The organism is Selenomonas ruminantium AC2024, from assembly GCF_000687995.1.
In the GTDB taxonomy this organism is placed as follows: domain Bacteria; phylum Bacillota; class Negativicutes; order Selenomonadales; family Selenomonadaceae; genus Selenomonas_A; species Selenomonas_A ruminantium_B.
This window is the reverse complement of record NZ_JIAC01000001.1, coordinates 2,275,907-2,291,638: the sequence shown is the minus strand read 5'-3', so window position 1 is coordinate 2,291,638 and position 15,732 is coordinate 2,275,907. Positions and strand designations below refer to the sequence as shown.

At 53.2% G+C, this 15,732-nt stretch carries 18 protein-coding genes and 1 riboswitch; all 18 genes read left to right on the top strand.

Annotation, left to right across the window (positions count from 1 at the left end):
• The first annotated feature begins 63 nt into the window (after positions 1-63).
• The 18 genes from dapA to P157_RS0110900 all read left to right on the top strand — a co-directional run bounded on the left by dapA (position 64) and on the right by P157_RS0110900 (position 15,596).
• Entirely contained in the window at positions 64-951 is an 888-nt protein-coding gene (gene dapA, locus P157_RS0110985; protein ID WP_026761031.1) for a 4-hydroxy-tetrahydrodipicolinate synthase, read from the top strand.
• A gap of 57 nt (positions 952-1,008) precedes the next feature.
• The gene (sdaAB, locus tag P157_RS0110980; protein WP_026761030.1) at positions 1,009-1,671 is read left to right on the top strand and encodes an L-serine ammonia-lyase, iron-sulfur-dependent subunit beta; all 663 of its coding nucleotides are present in this window, start codon (positions 1,009-1,011) and stop codon (positions 1,669-1,671) included.
• A gap of 22 nt (positions 1,672-1,693) precedes the next feature.
• Positions 1,694-2,563, top strand: coding sequence for an L-serine ammonia-lyase, iron-sulfur-dependent, subunit alpha (gene sdaAA, locus P157_RS0110975; RefSeq protein WP_026761029.1), 870 nt, complete (start codon positions 1,694-1,696; stop codon positions 2,561-2,563).
• A gap of 105 nt (positions 2,564-2,668) precedes the next feature.
• A complete protein-coding gene (locus P157_RS0110970) occupies positions 2,669-3,610 on the top strand; it encodes a hypothetical protein (RefSeq protein WP_026761028.1) in 942 nt (313 codons plus the stop codon).
• Between the two features lie 130 nt (positions 3,611-3,740).
• Positions 3,741-4,229, top strand: coding sequence for a CarD family transcriptional regulator (locus tag P157_RS0110965; protein WP_026761027.1), 489 nt, complete (start codon positions 3,741-3,743; stop codon positions 4,227-4,229).
• Positions 4,230-4,383: 154 nt separating this feature from the next.
• A complete protein-coding gene (locus P157_RS0110960; RefSeq protein ID WP_026761026.1) occupies positions 4,384-5,535 on the top strand; it encodes a PIN/TRAM domain-containing protein in 1,152 nt (383 codons plus the stop codon).
• A gap of 52 nt (positions 5,536-5,587) precedes the next feature.
• A complete protein-coding gene (gene ispD, locus P157_RS0110955) occupies positions 5,588-6,340 on the top strand; it encodes a 2-C-methyl-D-erythritol 4-phosphate cytidylyltransferase (RefSeq protein ID WP_026761025.1) in 753 nt (250 codons plus the stop codon).
• On the top strand, positions 6,340-6,816 hold the full coding sequence (gene ispF, locus P157_RS0110950; RefSeq protein WP_026761024.1) for a 2-C-methyl-D-erythritol 2,4-cyclodiphosphate synthase: 477 nt from the start codon (positions 6,340-6,342) through the stop codon (positions 6,814-6,816). Before ispD ends, ispF begins: the two co-directional genes overlap by 1 nt.
• Positions 6,817-6,833: 17 nt before the next feature.
• Positions 6,834-8,261 (top strand): cysteine--tRNA ligase, encoded by a 1,428-nt coding sequence (cysS, locus tag P157_RS0110945; protein ID WP_026761023.1) that lies wholly within the window; start codon positions 6,834-6,836, stop codon positions 8,259-8,261.
• A complete protein-coding gene (locus P157_RS0110940; RefSeq protein WP_026761022.1) occupies positions 8,258-8,749 on the top strand; it encodes a Mini-ribonuclease 3 in 492 nt (163 codons plus the stop codon). Before cysS ends, P157_RS0110940 begins: the two co-directional genes overlap by 4 nt.
• Positions 8,746-9,438, top strand: a complete 693-nt coding sequence (thyX, locus tag P157_RS0110935; protein WP_037355560.1) for an FAD-dependent thymidylate synthase — start codon at positions 8,746-8,748, stop codon at positions 9,436-9,438. Before P157_RS0110940 ends, thyX begins: the two co-directional genes overlap by 4 nt.
• A gap of 4 nt (positions 9,439-9,442) precedes the next feature.
• Complete coding sequence (gene rlmB, locus P157_RS0110930) at positions 9,443-10,381, top strand: 23S rRNA (guanosine(2251)-2'-O)-methyltransferase RlmB (protein ID WP_230578479.1); 939 nt, start codon at positions 9,443-9,445, stop codon at positions 10,379-10,381.
• Positions 10,382-10,527: 146 nt separating this feature from the next.
• Positions 10,528-11,277 carry an RNA polymerase sporulation sigma factor SigH gene (gene sigH / locus P157_RS0110925; protein ID WP_026761019.1) on the top strand — a complete coding sequence of 250 codons (750 nt, stop codon included), beginning with the start codon at positions 10,528-10,530 and terminating at the stop codon, positions 11,275-11,277.
• 61 nt (positions 11,278-11,338) lie between these two features.
• Positions 11,339-11,473: riboswitch (molybdenum cofactor riboswitch) on the top strand.
• Positions 11,469-12,254: a molybdate ABC transporter substrate-binding protein gene (modA, locus tag P157_RS0110920; RefSeq protein WP_026761018.1), complete on the top strand. Its 786-nt coding sequence runs from the start codon at positions 11,469-11,471 to the stop codon at positions 12,252-12,254. Its footprint overlaps the riboswitch before it by 5 nt.
• Positions 12,255-12,926, top strand: a complete 672-nt coding sequence (gene modB, locus P157_RS0110915) for a molybdate ABC transporter permease subunit (protein WP_026761017.1) — start codon at positions 12,255-12,257, stop codon at positions 12,924-12,926.
• Complete coding sequence (locus tag P157_RS0110910; RefSeq protein WP_026761016.1) at positions 12,917-13,963, top strand: sulfate/molybdate ABC transporter ATP-binding protein; 1,047 nt, start codon at positions 12,917-12,919, stop codon at positions 13,961-13,963. The genes modB and P157_RS0110910 overlap by 10 nt, the downstream gene beginning before the upstream one ends.
• Before the next feature lie 2 nt (positions 13,964-13,965).
• Entirely contained in the window at positions 13,966-14,754 is a 789-nt protein-coding gene (locus tag P157_RS0110905; protein ID WP_026761015.1) for a metal ABC transporter ATP-binding protein, read from the top strand.
• Positions 14,754-15,596 (top strand): metal ABC transporter permease, encoded by an 843-nt coding sequence (locus P157_RS0110900; protein ID WP_026761014.1) that lies wholly within the window; start codon positions 14,754-14,756, stop codon positions 15,594-15,596. Before P157_RS0110905 ends, P157_RS0110900 begins: the two co-directional genes overlap by 1 nt.
• The last annotated feature ends 136 nt before the right edge of the window (positions 15,597-15,732 follow it).

Here is a 15,732-nt window from a genome sequence, read left to right as displayed (position 1 = left end):
TAAAGACAGTTAAAATTAGATGAGCAATGAACGGGTTATATGACTCGCAGGGGAGGCTTTTTCATGAAAAAACCGATTTTTCGTGGCGCAGGTGTAGCAATCATCACTCCGTATACGGAAGATGGCATTAACTTTGAAGAACTGGGCCGGATTATTGATGACCAGATAGAGAAGCATACGGATGCCATCATCATTACGGGTACCACTGGTGAATCCGCTACCATGAGCGACGAGGAACACCGTGCTGCCATTAAGTTTGCCGTAGACCATGTGAAGGGACGGATTCCTGTCATCGCAGGTACTGGCTCCAACGAAACCAGCTATGCAGTGGAGCTTTCGAAATACGCGGAAAGTGTGGGCGCGGATGCCCTGCTGGTGGTAACGCCGTATTACAACAAATGCACCCAGAAGGGGCTGATTGCTCATTACACGGCTATTGCCGATGCGGTGAATATCCCCATCATCCTCTATGATGTACCTTCCCGTACCGGGGTTGCCATTGCTACTTCTACTTATGTGGAACTGGCTAAGCATCCCAACATCGTGGCTGTGAAGGAAGCCAATGGTGACCTGTCCAAGATTCTGCGCCTGCGCGCCGCTGTGGGCAACGACCTGGTGATTTATTCCGGCAACGACGACCAGATTGTGCCGATTCTTTCTCTGGGCGGTCAGGGCGTAATCTCCGTGCTTTCCAATGTGGCACCGCAGCAGACCCATGATATGTGCCAGGCCTTCTTTGACGGTGACACCAAGAAAGCAGAAAAGCTGCAGGTGGAATACGCAGACCTCATCGACGCACTGTTCTGCGAGGTCAACCCCATTCCCGTTAAGGTCGCGATGCGCAAGTTGGGCTATAACGCCGGCCCCCTGCGCATGCCTCTCTCAGAAATGGAACCCCAGCACGAAAAACAGCTGGAAGATGCCCTGCGCAACCATGGGCTGATTCAGTAAAAACATTAAGCCTTCCCCAGAAGGGAAGGCTTTTTTTCACGTAAGGAAGGAAACATTATGCACGGAGTATTTGATATCGTCGGGCCGGTGATGATTGGCCCTTCCAGCTCCCATACGGCAGGAGCGGTGCGCTTGGGGCTAATGGCCCGGAAGATTTTAGGCGAGGAAGCCGTGCGGGCGGAAATCAATCTGCATGGCTCCTTTGCCCGCACCTATCGGGGTCATGGTACGGATAAGGCCCTGATTGCGGGCATCTTAGGCTTTGCTCCGGAGGATGAGCGCATCCGGGATGCTCTGAATATCGCATCTGGCACAGGCCTGGAATTCAGCTTCCAGACAGTGAATTTGGAGGAAGCCCATCCCAATACGGCGGTCATCTATCTGGTGGGCAAGTCCGGCCGCATGGCCAGAGTGCGCGGTGCTTCGGTAGGCGGCGGCAACATCATGATTTCCAATATCGATGGCTATAACGTGGAACTGACCGGTCAATATCCGGCGTTGATTACAATTCACCATGACTGTCCGGGGGTTATCACCAAGGTCACGCAGATTCTGGCCCATGCGGCCGTGAACATCGCCTTTATGCGTGTGTCCCGCCAGAACCGAGGCGAAACCGCCATGATGATTATGGAATTGGATGAGGAACCCACGCCGGAAGTCATCAACGAATGCCAGCAGGCGGCTAATGTGCAATACGCTTTTGCCATTCCGGCCATTTGAGTCTTAGGAGAGTTAGGAAGCTATGTTAAACTTCAATACCATACAGGAAATGGTGGACAGAGCGGAGGAGCAGCACTGTCCCCTTCATGAAATCGTGATTCAGCGGGAAATTCATGACAGTCAAAAGACAAGGGTCGAAATCATTGCGGCGATGGAGGCTAATTGGCAGGTCATGCAGGCCTCCATTGAGCGGGGCATCAGCAATACGGAAAAATCCCTTAGCGGTCTTACGGGCGGTGATGCCAAGAAACTCTACCATTATGCCGGTAAAGGCTATATGGGGGATGAGGTGCTCAAAGCCGCCGCTTACGCTGTGGGCATCAGTGAGGTCAACGCCGTAATGGGCCGGATTGTGGCCTGTCCGACGGCAGGTTCCTGCGGCATTGTGCCGGCGGCGCTCTACGCGGCGAAAATGGAGCGAAAGCTGGCGGATGAAGATATTGTCAAGGCGCTTTTCACTGCGGCAGGCATTGGCATGGTGGTTGACCAGAACGCCAGCATTGCCGGGGCAGCGGGTGGCTGTCAGGCAGAATGCGGCACAGCCGCAGGCATGGCCGCTGGTGCTCTGGTGGAACTTGCCGGAGGAACGCCTGCGCAAATCGGCAACGCCGTGGCCCTGTCCATCAAGAATCTTTTGGGATTGGTCTGCGACCCGGTGGCCGGGCTGGTGGAAGTTCCCTGCGTGAAGCGCAACGGCTTTGCCGCTATTGAAGCTATGCTGGCGGCGGATATGACGCTGGCAGGGATTGAATCCGTCATCCCGGTGGATGAGGTCATCGATGCAATGAATCGTATCGGCAAGGCGCTGCCCAAGAGCCTGCGCGAGACGAGTGAAGGGGGCCTGGCCACTACGGCAACGGCCCAAGCCATCGAAAAGCGCATCTATAAATAAGCCTTTGCAGGCTGACGGCAGAAAAATATAAAGGTTTTTGGCAAAAAAAGTAGAATTAAATAGCCATGGACAATGTGAAAGTCGTTTAAGGAAAGAGGGAAGATTATGAACAAACTCTTCAAAATCGGTTCCCGGGCCTTGCTGGGCGCCATGGTCTGTGGCTGTTCCTATTTTGCCCCGGCGGCCGCCGCTGATGATATGGCAGCCTTTCGGGAGGCGCTGACCAAACCGGTCACGCAGGATACCCGCATCATGCGTGAGAACATCAGCTTCTTTGTGCCTTCCGGGCAGGCCAAGCTCGATGTCATGGCGCAGCATCAAAAAAATGGCTGGTGTATGGCCGGTGCTTTTGATGTACTGTTCCATGATGCAGATGGCGGCACCCTGACGGAAAAGGTCCCCTTCTTCATCGAACAGGACAAGAAGAATATGACCATCTATTACAAGATGGGCAAGAAGTGGGAAAAATTTGAGGCACCGAGTCTGGCCGCTGTTCTTACCGATGCGATTGCCACGCCAAACAGCAAGGAAATTGCTGAGACGATTGCCATGGTGAAGGACGTGAAGGTGGTGCGGGAGTCCAACACCGAGCGCACCATGTTCGTGAAATTGGACAGCAATAAGGTAGCAGATGCAGTGGCCGCCTATAATAAGGCCAATCCTGCAGACAAGGGCACGGCCGATGATGCAGAATTCCAGAAGAATGTGATGAAGTATCTGGACAAGGGCATTCGCCGCGCAGAAATCAGCTACATGTGGACGGTGGACAAGACCACCTGGCAGACTGTGACCGAGAGCACGAATCTCACGGGTGTGGTTCAGGAAACCGCCAAAGCAGTTCTCGAAGACAATGCGGTTCAGGGTAATCCGCTGCTCGAAGATATTCTGCAGACCGTTGCTTATTACAGCGATTTGAAAGAGTATACCGTATTCCTGACGCCGAAGGCTAAATCCAAACTGATGGTGCCCAAGGATGTGAAAGAGAAAGCTGTTCTCTCCAAGGATATCATCGGCGATAAGTCCAAAGATAAGAAGACGAAGAAATGAGATAACAGGGGTGCATCCAGCAAGTCAAGCCCCCCTGTAATAATTTTTGAAAAAATTATTATTTTGTGCTAAAATGATAATAGTGTGCTACGGTCTTCCTATTATTCGTTATTGCTTAGGGGGTGGGTGCTTGTTACAAATTGGTGATAAGGTGGTCTATCCAATGCATGGTGCCGGGGTAATATCCGGTATCGAAAAATGCGAGGTACTAGGTGAAGGCAGGTCCTATTATGTTCTGCAGATGCCGTTGGGGGATATGAAGGTGATGATTCCCGCAGACAAGGCAGAAAATATTGGACTGCGGGATGTGATTCCGGAAGCCCGGGTGGACGAGGTGCGTGATGTGCTTGAGGACGAGCCTGAGCGGCTGATGGGCACCTGGAACCGGCGGTATCATACGAATCTGGAACGGTTGAAGTCCGGCGATATCTGTGATGCGGCGGCAGTGACGCGCAACTTGGTTGTGCAGGAACGGGAGCGGCGCATTTCAGCAGGTGAGCGCAGGCTGCTCGATTTGGCCCGGCAGATAGTGGTCAGCGAACTCGTTTACGCTTGTGACAAGAGTCCGGCGGAAGTGGAAGTCTGGATGGATGACATCCTGGCGGCCAATAATTCCTAAAATTAAATTCTCGGATGGCTGATGTTCGTTGGCTGTCCTTCTTTTTTTACGAGGAAATCTTTGTGCTCGTGACCCCTTTAGCGTTGACATAGGCGGGGAAAATTTACTATACTTAAAGTTATGCAAGTATATCATTAAGAAAGGGGGTGAATGTATGTTAGACCGTGTTTTACGTTTTTTCATTATCCTTTTGCTGGCTATTGCCGGTGGGGCACTTCTCAATATGGCCACGCCGCTATTGACCTCTTTCATCAGTACGGAGATACTGAAAACGGAGATGGGGATTTTCAAACTGTCACTGGCAGGTTTTTTGAGCATACTCTTTGGTGCCGGAGCCGGTGCCGTTCTGGGGTTCCTGTTATCTCCCTTCTTTATCCGCAAGCTCAAAGGCTTTGCCGTGTTTGTGGAGGCCCAGCTCAACAAAATGCCTACGCATGATGTGGTGGCTGGTGCTATTGGTTTACTTATCGGACTCATTATTGCAAATTTGCTGGGGTATGCTTTCTCCAAGATTCCCGTGGTGGGCGAGTATATCCCCGTTGTGTTCAGCATTGTGCTGGGCTACCTTGGTATTCATATCATGATTAAAAAGCGCTCGGAACTGGTGGGCATTTTTGACTTTATCCCGAAATTCATGAAGGAAATGGTCAAAATCCGGGAAGCTAAGCAGGCAGCAGCGCCAAAGGCGCCGGCAGTGGAAAAAAACGAACAGCCCAGCTATAAGCTGCTGGATACCAGCGTGATTATCGATGGCCGCATTGCCGACATCTGTGAAACGGGCTTTTTGGAAGGCACGCTGTTGATTCCGGTGTTTGTGCTGGAGGAATTGCAGCATATTGCCGATTCGGCAGATGCCTTGAAGCGGGTACGCGGACGGCGCGGGCTGGATATCCTGCAGAAAATCCGTCAGGAAAGCCGCATGAAGGTAAAAATCACCGAGGAAGATTTCGAGGATATCCCCGAAGTGGATTCCAAACTGGTGCAGCTGGCCCAACAGGTCGGGGGCAAAATCATCACCAATGATTTCAACCTCAACAAAGTGGCTCAGCTCAGAGGCGTGGAGGTACTCAATATCAACGCCCTGTCCAATGCGGTGAAGCCCGTGGTTATTCCGGGTGAGAATATGCAGGTAAGCATCGTGAAATCCGGCAAGGAGGCAGGCCAGGGGGTTGCCTATCTCGAAGATGGCACCATGATTGTCGTGGAAAACGGCAATCGCTATATGGGCGAAAACATCGAAGTGGAAGTGACCTCTGCCCTGCAGACGGCGGCAGGCAGAATGATTTTTGCCAAGCCGAAAAATTAATGAACAGAGCCTTCCCCTCGGAGGGAAGGCTTAATTTCTTAGGAGTGATTGCATGGTCAGTGTTATTTTCCCCGCCGCCGGGCAGGGAAAACGAATGCAGGCTGGTATAAATAAAGTGCTCTTGACCTTAGGGGGAGAGCCTATCTTAGTGCGCACCTTAAAGATCTTCTCCGCAGTGGAAGAAGTGGGCGAGCTTATCGTCGTGGTGGCAGCTGATGAAGTCACGGCAGTGGAAGGGCAGCTGCAAAAGGTCAGCGGCTTAAAGCCTTTTCAGGTAGTGGCTGGCGGCAGTGAACGGCAGTATTCCATCTACAACGGCCTGCAGCAGGTTGCAGCGGCTGCTGATGTGGTACTGGTGCATGATGCGGCCCGGCCGTTGGTGACCGTCAAGACCATTCAGGCTGTGATTGATACGGCTCGCGCTAAGGGCGGGGCCATTGCCGCGGTGCCGGCGAAGAACACCATCAAGGTGGTGGATGCGGAAGGTCTCGTAGTGGATACACCGCCGCGCAGCACCCTTTGGGAAGTGCAGACGCCGCAGGGGTTCCGCAAGGACATTCTGATAAAGGCCAATGAAGCGGCTGTGGCCGATAACTTCTTGGGGACGGATGACGCCAGCCTCGTGGAGCGTATCGGTGCTCCTGTGGCGGTGGTGCAGAGCGATTACCGCAACATCAAAGTGACCACCCCGGAGGATTTGCTGGTGGCAGAAGCGTTCCTGAAGTGTACGGCAGAGGACGAGGCCCGCAGCCTGCAGGCTGCGGCTAAGACTGCGCGTGAGGCTTGGCTAAAGGAGGCAGAATAATGACTAGATTTGGTATGGGCTACGATGTTCACCGTCTGGTGGAAGGCCGTAAGCTCATTATCGGCGGGGTGGAAATTCCCCATACATTGGGCCTGCTGGGCCATTCCGATGCAGATGTACTGCTCCATGCGGTGGCAGATGCGCTGCTCGGGGCGGCGGCTTTAGGTGATATTGGCCGTCATTTCCCCGATACGGACCCCAGATTCAAGGGGGCTGACAGCATGAAGCTTCTGGCCCATGTGGCAGAGCTCATCAAGGAAAAAGGTTATGTCACCGGCAATGTGGATGCTACGATTGTAGCCCAGAAGCCCAAGATGAAGGATTTTATTCCCCAGATGAACGAGAATATCGCCCGTGTGCTGGGGATTGAATTAGACCAGGTGAACGTGAAGGCCACCACTGAGGAAAAGCTGGGCTTTACCGGCAGTGAGGAAGGTATCTCCGCCTATGCGGTGGCAGGTATCGAAAAGGCCTGAACTAAAGGAGAATCTCAATGTTAAAAGTTTACAATACCATGAGCCGCAGTAAGGAAGAGTTCAAACCCTTGAAAGAGGGCGAGGCCAGCATTTACTGCTGCGGTGTTACGCCCTATAACCATCCCCATATCGGCAATGCCCGTCCCTTTGTGACCTGGGACGTGATTCGCCGCTATCTGGCCCATAAAGGCTATAAGGTGCGTTATATCCAGAACTTCACGGATGTGGATGACAAGATTATTCGTACGGCCAATGAAGAAGGTGTGAAGTGGAGCGACATTTCCGGCCGCTATATTGACGCCTATTTCAAGGCTATGGATGCGCTTAATGTCAAGCGTGCGGATATTTATCCGCGCGTCAGCGAAACCATTCCCGACATCATCGCTATGGTGCAGAAACTCGTGGACAAGGGTTATGCCTATGCTGTGGATAATGGGGATGTGTTCTATCGCGTGGAAAAATTTGCCGGTTATGGCAAGCTGAGCGGCCGCAAGCTCGAGGATATGCAGGCTGGTGCCCGTATTGATGTGGACGAGCGCAAGGAACATCCCATGGACTTCGCCCTCTGGAAGGCAGCCAAGCCCGGCGAACCGAGCTGGGACAGCCCCTGGGGAAAAGGCCGTCCGGGCTGGCATATCGAGTGCTCCACGATGTCTTTGAAATACCTCGGTGAGAAGTTTGACTTCCATGGCGGCGGCAGCGACCTTATCTTCCCGCATCATGAAAATGAGATTGCCCAGAGCCAAGCCTGCATTGGGGATGAACACAGTTTTGCCCAGTATTGGCTCCACAACGGCTTTATCACGATTCACAACGAGAAGATGTCCAAGTCCAAGAATAACTTCTTCACGGTTAAGGATATCCTCGCCGAATATCCGGGCGAAGTCGTGCGTTTCTTCATCCTGCAGACCCATTACAGAAGCCCACTGGATTTCAGCGACGAGCGCCTCAAGGAAGCACAGACCAGCCTCAATCGTCTGGCGCAGTCCAAGGGCTTTATGGACGAACTGCTGGCCAAGACCGGTTCTAGCGATACGGCTAAGGATTTGGCGGAAAAGGCTGCCGGTTACGTCAAGGAATTCCATGAGGCCATGGATGATGACTTCAACACGGCTCTGGCTATCAGCCAGATTTTTGCCCTGTCCAAGGACATCAACATCTACTATCAGGATGTCATGAACAAGGGCATAGCTTTCGACAGCGAAAACTTTGCCAAGGTGGCAGAAAGTTACAAGCTCATGACGGGCATTATCGGCATCTTCGAGCAGGATGAAGCCGCTGATGATGAACTGGCAAATAAGCTCATGGACTTAATCATCAACATCCGTCAGGATGCCCGCAAGGAAAAGAACTGGGCTTTAGCGGACAAGATTCGCGATGAGCTCAAAGAAGCTGGGGTAATCCTCGAAGATACCCCCAATGGAGTACGGTGGAAAAAGGCATGAAGTTTGACCATTTTAAGATGCTGGTGGAAATGATGTTCCAGCCGGACGGCGACGGGGGCATACTCCAGCGTTACAAAGATGTGGATGTAAAGCAGCTTCACCCGTTGGTGCTTGCCTATGTGGGGGATGCTTACTTCCATCTCTATATGCGTACCCGCCTGCTGTCCTACGAGCAGGCCAAGGTACAGGCCCTGCACTCCTTCAGCGCCCAGATGGTTTCGGCGGTCTGGCAGGCCAAAGCCTATCAGGGTATCGAGGACAAGCTGACCGAGGAGGAGAAGGCCATTTATCGCCGGGGCCGCAATGCCAAGAGCCATGCTCCGCGCAGTGCCTCTGTTGCTGAGTACCATGCCAGTACCGGTTTTGAGGCCCTGCTGGGCAGTCTCTATCTTTCGGAGCAGAATGAACGGCTCTATGAGATTGCGGAAATGTCTTTCCAGATTATATCCCAGGCTATGATGAAGGAAATTCGGGAGAAGAAATCATGATTAAAGTAAAACTCTTAAATTATACGCCGGAGCCGGAGCGGGCGGTGGCTATGGCTGCCCGCCTCTGTTATTCCGCCAGCGGTGCAGAGGAACTGGCGGAAAAATTAAGCGATGAGAAGGTTAAGGAAATGGTGCGCCGCATGGTGGCTTTGGGCCATGGCTCCACCCTCGAACACGCCAGCTTCACCTTCGGCATTGAAGGTGTGAGCCGTGTGCTGACCCATCAGCTCGTGCGTCACCGCATCGCTTCCTATGACCAGCAGTCCCAGCGCTATGTGGCTGCGCATGGCTTCCAGTACATCACGCCGCCCTCCATTGCGGAAAAGCCGGAAGCTTTGGCTAAATATGAAGCATTGCTCGAGGAAATCCGCAAGACCTATGACGAACTGACGGAAATGGGCGTGCCCAAGGAAGATGCCCGCTATGTGCTGGCCAATGCCACGGAGACGAAGATTCTCGTGACCATGAATGCCCGCAGCCTCATGCACTTTTTCAATCTGCGCTGCTGCAACCGGGCCCAGTGGGAAATTCGGGACATGGCTTACAAGATGTTGGCCGAAGCCAAGAAGGTGGCACCGACCCTGTTCTTCAATGCCGGGGCCAGCTGTGTCAACACCGGCCGCTGCCCGGAAGGGGCCATGACCTGCGGCAAGCTCAGTGAAATGCTGAAACTGCGGGAGAAAGAATAAAACAATGAAAAACGATAACAAAAAAGATGTAACGCGCAATAAAAAACGCGACAACAAGAAAACGGGGCGCGAAGGAACCCGGAAAAATGCTTACACAGAGCGGGCAAATCGGGAAAATTTGACCCGTCAAAAATTGACCAGTCAGGTACTAGCCCAGGAAGCCCGCAAAAATCAGGACGGCCAAAACCAGCGGGAACTGCCCGAAGATGTGCTGATTGGCCGCAATGCCGTGACCGAAGCCCTGCGCGCTGGCCGTGGCATCAACAAGATTCTGCTGGCTGACGGCGACCGCGAAGGTCAGGTCAGTGAAATCACAGCTCTGGCCAAGGAGCGCGGCATCATTCTGCAGTTTGTGGAACGCAGCAAGATTGAATCCATCGCTGGCGGTTTGCGCCACCAGGGTGTACTGGCCTATGTAGCACCTGTGGCCTATGCCGAACTTGAAGATATCTTAGCCAAGGCAGAGGCTGCTGGGGAGCCGCCCTTCCTGCTCTTGCTCGATGAACTCGAAGACCCGCATAATCTTGGCGCCCTGCTGCGTACAGCTGACGCAACAGGCGTTCATGGTGTGCTGATTCCCAAACGCCGCAGTGTGCCACTTACGGCCACGGTGGCCAAGACTTCGGCCGGGGCCGTAGAATACGTGCCAGTGGCCCGTATCGGCAACATCTCCCAGACGCTGAAAGCGTTGAAGGAAAAAGGCTTTTGGGTGGCCGGTGCCGATATGGACGGCAGCCAGAATTATTATGAGGCTGACCTTACGGGACCGCTGGTTCTCGTGGTGGGCAGCGAAGGCAAGGGCATGGGCCGTCTTACCAAGGAACAGTGCGATTTTATCGTCAAGATGCCCATGGTCGGCAAAATTAACTCCCTCAATGCTTCGGTGGCAGGCTCTATTCTGATGTATGAATCCATGCGTCAGCGTTTAGCCAAGAAAAATTGAATACATATTGGGGAATATGTATTATAGGGACTTGAGTCCCGAAACCTTTCTTGACTTTGGCAAGGGAATAGAGTTATAATCAAGTCGTATTAGGGGATTGTAAGAAAGTGAAAACTGGGGAAGTTTTCAGTAAAGGGGAACGTGCGATGGAAGCAGAACAAACTACCGAAGATTTATTCGTCGAAGAAATCTACAGTGAATTCGCCAAACTAACGGATGAAGATATTCTGCTCGCAATCAAAGACAACAACGACAAGGCGGCACTCGATTACTTGATTAACAAGTATCGTAATTTCGTGCGCGCTAAGGCTCGTTCGTATTTTTTGATTGGGGCAGACCGTGAGGACATCATTCAGGAGGGCATGATTGGCTTTTACAAAGCGATTCGGGATTTTCGCAATGACAAGCTGTCGTCCTTCCGGGCATTTGCAGAGCTGTGTGTGACCCGGCAGATTATCACTGCCATCAAGACGGCCACCCGGCAGAAGCATATTCCACTGAATTCGTATATCTCTCTCAACAAGCCCATCTATGATGAGGATTCGGACAGAACCCTGCTGGATGTGCTGTCGGGGGTGAAGGTAACAGACCCGGAGGAACTCGTTATCAGCCGGGAAGAATTCGTGGACATTGAAAAGAAGATGGAAGAAATCCTCTCCGATTTGGAGTGGAAGGTGCTTATGAGTTATCTGGATGGCAAGAGCTACCAGGAGATTGCTGAGGACTTGCACCGCCATGTCAAATCCATCGATAACGCTTTGCAGCGTGTGAAGCGCAAGCTGGAGAAGTACATGGAAAAACGGGGCGATGAGCTCGATGTTACCACCATCTACCGTGGATTGAGTTCCATTAACCGCCGCTTGCGGGGCGTGGACGAAGACGATTATCTACGCTGAAATCATCATAAGTAATAAGAATTGACAGGTCAATTTTGACCTGTCAATTTTTTTCTGCTATAATGTCTGTAGTTTCCGAGCAAAAATATCTAAGGCCTTTGGGCTATGATATTGAGCCAGAACGCAGAGCGTTCTCAGGGCGTGGCGAGAAATTGCCGCACCTTCCTCATTTGAAAAGGAGCTGAAGACAAATGAAAAAAGTTTTGGTCTGGATAGTGGCAGCACTATCCCTGCTAACTGTGGGCTGCGGTAGTGAGCAGGCCCGGCCGGAGCAGAAAGACAGGAATGTGGAATTGCATGTGGCAGCGGCAGCCAGTCTTACCGATGTAATGCAGGAGATAGCGGCTGCTTACGAAAAGGAACATCCCCATGTCAAAGTGGTCTTTAACTTTGGCAGTTCCGGTGCCCTGCAGCAGGCCATCCAGAACGGCGGTCAAACGGATTTATTCTTCTCGGCGGCCCAGAAGCAGATGAATGCCTTGGAAAAGGATGGGCTGCTGGCCGAGGGAACCCGCAGGGATTTGCTCATCAATGAAGTGGTGCTGATTGTGCCTGCAGAGGGCGGCAAGTCCTTGCAGGATTTTAAGGAGCTGACCCGGGCGGATATTCAGCATATTGCCTTAGGAGAACCTAAGGGTGTGCCTGTGGGCCAGTATGCGGAGGAAGTATTTACCTCACTGGGCATACTTGAGGCCATAAAGGGGCGGGCCGTCTATGGTTCCGATGTGCGCCAGGTGCTTTCCTGGGTGGAAACCGGTGATGCGGACTGCGGCGTGGTCTATGCTACGGATGCAGCGGTGTCGAAAAAAGTCAGGGTGGCAGCGAAGGCCCCGGCAGGCAGTCATAAGCCCATTGTTTATCCGGCTGCCATGCTGAAGGACAGCAAGCATCCGGAGGCAGCCAAAGATTTTTTGAACTTTGTGGGCAATGATGATAATAAGAAGTTATTTGCAAAATATGGTTTTGAGGTAAAATAAATGGAATGGTCACCGCTGATTATCACCTTGCAGACGGCAGGGGCGGCAACGGTGGCAACGTTCTTTCTCGGCATTGGCCTGGCCCTGCTGGTGGTGCGTATGCGCCGTTTTCAGGGGCTGGCTGATGCCGTTATTACGTTGCCTATGGTGCTGCCGCCTACCGTGGTGGGCTTTTTCCTGCTGCTGCTGTTAGGCAAGCGCAGTGTCATTGGGAAGTTTTTATTGCAGTTCGATATCAATCTGGTCTTTACCTGGAAGGCGGCGGTTATTGCGGCCATTGTGGTGTCTTTGCCGCTGATGTACCGCACGGCCAGAGGTGCGTTTGAACAGCTCGACCCCAATATCATCAGTGCGGCCCGCACCCTTGGCGTATCTGACTGGCGCATCTTCTGGCATATCCTGCTGCCCAATGCCCGGGGCGGAATTCTGGCCGGGCTGGTACTATCCTTTACCCGCGCCTTAGGGGAATTTGGGGCCACCATTATGTTTGCCGGCAATATTCCCGGCGTAACCCAGACCATGAGCACGGCCATCTATGCTGCTGTGCAGGCCAATGACTACGATTTGGCCGGACAGTGGGCTGTGATTATCGTGGCCTTTTCGCTGTTCTTTGTCCTGCTGCTGAACTGGTGGCTGGCTCGGCAGACGAAGGGAGGGGCCTTATGGAGCTGACGGTGAATATCGAAAAACAGCTGCGCAATTTCACCCTGCAGGCCGATTTTTCCCTGCGTGATGAGGTGTTCGCCCTGCTGGGGGCTTCGGGCTGCGGCAAGAGCATGACGCTGAAATGTATTGCGGGTTTGGAAAAACCGGACAAGGGCAGGATTGTGCTCAACGGCCGCGTACTCTACGACAGCGAAGCGGGCATAAACTTAAAACCACAGCAGCGCAGGGTGGGCTATCTCTTCCAGAATTATGCGCTCTTTCCCAACATGACCGTGGCGGAAAATATCGCCTTTGTGGCTGGCGGCAGCCGTGCGGAAAAACAGCGCAGGACGGCAGAGAATCTGGCCCGGTTTAAGCTGGGGGGCCTGGCGGGAGCTTATCCCCATGAGCTTTCCGGGGGCCAGCAGCAGCGGGCAGCCCTGGCCAGAATTCTGGCAGCGGACAATGAACTGCTGCTGCTCGATGAGCCCTTTTCGGCGCTGGATAGCTATCTGAAATGGCAGCTGGAAATGGAACTTACGGCTGTGCTGCAGGACTACCATGGCGCGGCGCTATTGGTGTCCCATGACCGCGGAGAGGTCTACCGCCTGGCTAATAGAATTGCCGTCATCAATCAGGGAAAGATGGAGGCGGTGCATACCAAGCAGGGGCTGTTCCAAAGTCCGGACACTTTAGCGGCAACTCTCCTTACGGGCTGCAAGAATGTATCGGCAGCCCGCAGGCTGGCAGCGGATAGAATTTATGCGGAGGACTGGCAGCTGGAACTGCAGGTGGCAGGTCAGGTGCCGGAAAATCTCCGCTACGCCGCAATCCGGGCCCATTTTATGGAAATTAAGCCGAAGATGCAGGAAAATACCTTTGCGATGGACGTGGTCAATGTGGTCGAAGATGTGTTTTCCTATCTTGTGATGCTGCGGCGTCAGGGAACCGAGGCGCGCCCTTTGCGCTGGGAGCTTTCCAAGGAGGAATGGCGCCGCCTTAAGGAACCGGCGGTACTCTATCTTTATTTCCCGCCGGAGAAGATTATGTTAATGGAGCGATAAAAGTGTTTCGAAATATCATGCACCATAAAGCAAGTTCATGCAGCGACTGTGCCAAGCTCTGCTGCACGAAAATCGAAAATTTCAGTGTCAAGGTGGGCAGCCTGACCATTTTTGAGGATGTGAATCTGCATCTGCATTGCGGCCAGCTGACGGCTTTGATTGGCCCTAATGGTGCCGGCAAGAGCACCCTGCTTAAGGCCATCTTGGGTGAGATTCCCCATAAGGGAAATCTCCATTATGCGGCGGCTGACGGGCGGCGCACAGGGCAGCCGATTATCGGCTATGTGCCCCAGTATCTGAATTTTGATGTGAGCGCGCCCATCAGCGTCATGGATATCTTTCTGGCCTGTCTGACGGATAAGCCCGTGTGGCTGACCTCCGGCCGGAAACTGCGGCCCCGGGTGCTCAAAAATCTGGCGCGGGTCCGGGCGGAACATCTGATTGACCGGCGCTTAGGTGCTCTGTCCGGCGGGGAATTGCAGCGGGTGCTGCTGGCATTGGCGCTTGACCCGCTGCCGGATTTATTGCTGCTTGATGAGCCGGTGTCCGGCGTGGACCAGAATGGTTTGGAACTTTTCTATGAGATACTGGCGGAACTGCGGGAGCAGGAGGACATGGCCATCCTGCTCATCTCCCATGACCTCAATATGGTGGCCAAACACGCCGACCAGGTCGTGCTGTTGAACAAGGGTATTGTCAACAGCGGCACGCCGGAGGAAGTATTTGCCGATGCGCGGACGCGGCAGATTTTTGGCCTGCTGGCAGGATTTAACCAGGAGGCGGATAAATGATGGAAATGATTTACAGTCTGATGGATACGCTCTTGCCCTTTGATTGGGCGGCCTATACCTTTATGAAGCATGCCTTTCTAGCCATTTTGTGCATTACGCCGCTCTTTGGCCTGTTGAGTACCATGGTGGTTTCAAACCGCATGGCCTTCTTTTCCGATTCCTTGGGACATGGTGCCTTTACCGGTATTGCCATCGGCGTGCTGCTCGGTTCGGTGTCGCCGCTGTTTTCTCTGATTATTTTTTCCGTGGCCTTTGCGGTGTTCATCACCTATATCAAGAACAAGAGCACAGCTTCCACGGATACGATTATTGGCGTCTTTTCGTCCACGGCCATTGCCTTGGGCCTTATGATTATGAGCCGGGGCGGGGGCTTTAATAAGTTTTCGTCCTTTCTGATTGGCGATGTGCTGAGCATCACCGTGGAGGATTTGCAGGGGCTGCTCGTCGTGGTGGCCGTCGTGCTCCTTGGCTGGGCGGTACTCTTTAACCGTCTGCTGGTGCTTTCCATTAACTCCGCTTTTGCCCGCAGCCGGGGCATCAGCACCTTCTGGGTCGAGAGTCTCTTTGCGGCACTGCTGGCCGTGGTGGTTTCCGTGAGTATCCAGTGGGTGGGCATTCTGATTATCAATGCCCTGCTGGTCTTGCCCGCGGCAGCGGCCCGCAATGTGACCAATACGGTGAAAAGCTATCAGCTCCTGTCGGTGGCCATTGCCCTGACGGCCGGCATCAGCGGGCTGCTCCTGGCCTACTACTGCAATATGGCTGCCGGTGCTACCATCGTGGTGCTCTCCGCGCTGATTTTCTTTGTGACCCTGCTCTTAAAGTCCCGCTTTGCCCGTTAAGAGCATAAAAAAGGCGATGTGGCAAATGCCACATCGCTTGCAGAAGGGGAACGCCTTGCGCTTTGGGGAACTAACTGCATAAAGGGGAAGTTCCTTAAGCGCACATTGATTGGTAACCTAAGATGTATTATTCGCG

What these genes read in the sequence shown, in the direction of transcription:
- P157_RS0110900 (WP_026761014.1), top strand. Translation starts at nt 14,754, where the DNA reads ATGGAAATGATTTACAGTCTGATGGATACGCTCTTGCCCTTTGATTGG.
- P157_RS0110970 (WP_026761028.1), top strand. Translation starts at nt 2,669, where the DNA reads ATGAACAAACTCTTCAAAATCGGTTCCCGGGCCTTGCTGGGCGCCATG.
- P157_RS0110940 (WP_026761022.1), top strand. Translation starts at nt 8,258, where the DNA reads ATGAAGTTTGACCATTTTAAGATGCTGGTGGAAATGATGTTCCAGCCG.
- ispD (WP_026761025.1), top strand. Translation starts at nt 5,588, where the DNA reads ATGGTCAGTGTTATTTTCCCCGCCGCCGGGCAGGGAAAACGAATGCAG.
- sigH (WP_026761019.1), top strand. Translation starts at nt 10,528, where the DNA reads ATGGAAGCAGAACAAACTACCGAAGATTTATTCGTCGAAGAAATCTAC.
- sdaAB (WP_026761030.1), top strand. Translation starts at nt 1,009, where the DNA reads ATGCACGGAGTATTTGATATCGTCGGGCCGGTGATGATTGGCCCTTCC.
- sdaAA (WP_026761029.1), top strand. Translation starts at nt 1,694, where the DNA reads ATGTTAAACTTCAATACCATACAGGAAATGGTGGACAGAGCGGAGGAG.
- cysS (WP_026761023.1), top strand. Translation starts at nt 6,834, where the DNA reads ATGTTAAAAGTTTACAATACCATGAGCCGCAGTAAGGAAGAGTTCAAA.
- dapA (WP_026761031.1), top strand. Translation starts at nt 64, where the DNA reads ATGAAAAAACCGATTTTTCGTGGCGCAGGTGTAGCAATCATCACTCCG.
- thyX (WP_037355560.1), top strand. Translation starts at nt 8,746, where the DNA reads ATGATTAAAGTAAAACTCTTAAATTATACGCCGGAGCCGGAGCGGGCG.
- rlmB (WP_230578479.1), top strand. Translation starts at nt 9,443, where the DNA reads ATGAAAAACGATAACAAAAAAGATGTAACGCGCAATAAAAAACGCGAC.
- modB (WP_026761017.1), top strand. Translation starts at nt 12,255, where the DNA reads ATGGAATGGTCACCGCTGATTATCACCTTGCAGACGGCAGGGGCGGCA.
- modA (WP_026761018.1), top strand. Translation starts at nt 11,469, where the DNA reads ATGAAAAAAGTTTTGGTCTGGATAGTGGCAGCACTATCCCTGCTAACT.
- P157_RS0110960 (WP_026761026.1), top strand. Translation starts at nt 4,384, where the DNA reads ATGTTAGACCGTGTTTTACGTTTTTTCATTATCCTTTTGCTGGCTATT.
- ispF (WP_026761024.1), top strand. Translation starts at nt 6,340, where the DNA reads ATGACTAGATTTGGTATGGGCTACGATGTTCACCGTCTGGTGGAAGGC.
- P157_RS0110910 (WP_026761016.1), top strand. Translation starts at nt 12,917, where the DNA reads ATGGAGCTGACGGTGAATATCGAAAAACAGCTGCGCAATTTCACCCTG.